The following is a 3,036-nucleotide window of genomic DNA, read 5'->3' on the forward strand; positions in this document are numbered from 1 at the left end:
AAATGATATTCAACATAAGATAACCGGTTTCCATAAATACTTTTTAAATGGTGAAGAGCTGCTTCGGCTACTGGACAGTTCACGCACCAGTTACCTGTAAAAAGTTCGATGAGGACATTTTGACCCAGTACTTCGATTGATTTCGTTATACTAGTGTTTAAACTTCCATCAGAAACATTTAATGTAATAGAATAATTCCCGACATTATCATAAATGAATGTAGGATTTTGTTCATAAGAATCAATGGTTCCATCATTTTCAAAATCCCATTCCCAGCTAATAATCGGATAAGTTCCTTGAATCGATTCATCTGTAAAACTGACATCAAGAGGGAAATAGCCGGTTTGAGGAGAAAATGAAAACTGTGCTTCCGGAGGTAATGCATCAACATCGATTAAATCTATCTCAACAATGTCATCGTTAAGATTACTGTCCGAAACTGATAACTTTACAGAATATGATCCGGAATCAGGATAGGTAAATTCATGTGGACCTTCTCCAAAAGCATCTAATATTCCATTATTATCAAAATCCCATTCCCAATTTGTGATTGGATATGTTCCCTGTAATGAATTATCAGTAAAAGTAACAGTTAAAGGTGCATAACCTGTAGTTGGATTTGCGATAAATCCAGCTGTAGGAGGAATATCTTCTCCATATTCTAATACAGTAATATAATTCGTTTTTATCTCTGTATTACTCTCTTCACCCATTGAAACTTTCAAACTTACTGTGTAATGCCCCGTATCAGCATAAGTATGTTTTATAGTTTCAAGATAAGAAGTATAAGTTGAATCAATGTTATCACCAAAATTCCATTCCCAGTATGTAATTGGATAAGTTCCAAGTAAAGATTCGTCACTAAATATAACTTCCAAAGGTTGGTTACCAGTTTGAGGATTTGCTGAAAATTCTGCTTCAGGAAGTTTTAAAGATGTTATTATACAGTCTTGTTTATTGAATGTGTCATCCTCATTACCGGAAGAGACTTTTAGAGAAACCGAGAAATGTCCAGAATCAGAATATGTATGCCTGATTGTGTCGATATATGAAGTATATGTTGTATCGCAACCATCACCAAAATCCCAAAACCAGTTTGTAATAGAGTTAGATCCTTCAGTAGATTGATCAATAAAAGTTACTTCTAAAGGTGCAAATCCAATAGAATCAGCAATATTAAAAAAGGCTGTTGGAGGATTAATTATTTGTTCAAAAACATGTTTGAATCTATCGCAGGCAGAAAACAATAGAATCAAAATGAAAAGAATTCCAAAAAGTTTTTTTTTCATATTTTCCTTTTATTACTTTTCTACAAAAATTTAGCGAGAATTTCTTCAAGAGAATTTTCGCAAAGTTCTTATTTCGGTTCCATAACAATATAAGTAGGTAAACCGAGTGATTTGAAATAATCAAGGATTTCTTTTGTCGGATGTTCTTTTGGTTTTTCAGCTTGATATTTCAGGAGGATATAATCGGTTTTTAACTTTTTCTCGACAGCTTCATCTTTGAAAGTTGTAGCATCCATTACCAGACAGTTCTTACACCATGTTGCCCAGAAATCGATGAAGATCGGTTTATTTTCAGCTTTTGATTTTTCAATTGCTTCTTTGAAAGAATGCAACCAGGGAAGATTGGAGGATCCATGAGTTAGTTCTACCTTGTCAAGATCTGCAGGTTTGCTTGATAATAATTCAACTCCGAGATATCCATAATAAAGAGCAATGATCAGTATTATAATCCCGAAAATGATTTTTATCCATTTCATCCAGTTTCCAGGTTTTGGAAGAACAGAAAGACCTGCACCGGCAAAGGGCCAGGGAATTGCCATGCCAACACCAAGCAAGAATGGTAATAATAATCCTGCAGGATTACCGCTGGTATATAAAGATGTAGAATATAGAATCACAGCGATCAAAACTGGAGCAACACAAGCTCCGGCAAGAATTGCGGCAATAATTCCCATGATAAAAACCGTTATAAATTTTCCTCTGTTTTTTCCTTGACTAGCTCCTTTCTGAAATTTTGTAAAATCAATGGCAATTATATCGAACATTGCTAAGGCAAGAAGAATAAAAACAATTGCAATTATTAAATTGAACCAGGGTGATGAATTCAAAGTCCCAAATTGCGAACCTGTGAGGATAACAATTATTCCCAGTAAACCATAAGCCAATGCCATCCCAAGTCCATAAAAACTACCGACAAGGAATCCCCGAGCTTTTGATTCCGATTGAGTCCCTGCTCCCAGAACTGCAATGGTTATAGGCATCATTGGAAGTACGCAGGGAGTTAAATTGAGAGCAATTCCTCCTACTAATATCAAAATAATGACCAGCCAGATACTTTTATCTGCAAAAGGATTTGAATTTACACCACTTGAATTTTGAGATTCATCCAGAAAAACGATAAAATCTTTTGGTTTTTGATAACCAGCTGATTTTCCAATTATAGTAAAATCATCTAACAAAGATTTCAATTCATTGAAGTTACTATCAGATGCTGACTTTTGTGATGAAGTTTTCTCTATAGATTCTTGAGAAACTTGAACATTGTCAGAGATCGGAAGTTCAAATTCTACTTCTTCAGGAAACAAACATGATCCAGCATCATAACAAAGTTGATAGCCTGCATAAACTTTTATTTTTGCTTCACCTTTAAAGTTGTCTGCTATTGTAAACTTTTTTATCAAAGTTACTTCATCGTAATATTCAATGTGACCATCTTTGTCTTTTTTTCCATCAGGATAAATTGTCGGTTCAAATGTAATCCCTTCGATTTCATCAGTTTCAATATAGAAATATTCTTTCTGCAGGGTTTGATGCATTCCCTTTTGAATAGTGTAAGTTACTTCAATTTGGGAATTAACAATTTTTGCAGTTACTACTTCATCTTGAGCAAGAAGTGTTAGTGATAATATCAGTAACAGTGTACTCACAAGAATCTTTTTCAAATTCCTTCTCCTAAAATTTTATTTTATAATATATAATAGATTTTTCTTTATGCAAGATTTGTTCCTGTAAAAAGACACTTTCCGAA

2 protein-coding genes are annotated in these 3,036 nt (G+C 33.9%); both read right to left on the reverse strand.

Annotated features, from left to right (window positions below):
• Positions 1–1,289: PKD domain-containing protein (locus ENL20_03735; GenBank protein HHE37667.1), on the reverse strand; the 1,289-nt coding region annotated here is incomplete at its 3' end.
• A gap of 68 nt (positions 1,290–1,357) precedes the next feature.
• Complete coding sequence (locus tag ENL20_03740; protein ID HHE37668.1) at positions 1,358–2,950, reverse strand: DUF255 domain-containing protein; 1,593 nt, start codon at positions 2,948–2,950, stop codon at positions 1,358–1,360.
• Positions 2,951–3,036: the final 86 nt, after the last annotated feature.

It is taken from the genome of Candidatus Cloacimonadota bacterium, from assembly GCA_011372345.1.
Lineage (GTDB): Bacteria > Cloacimonadota > Cloacimonadia > Cloacimonadales > TCS61 > DRTC01.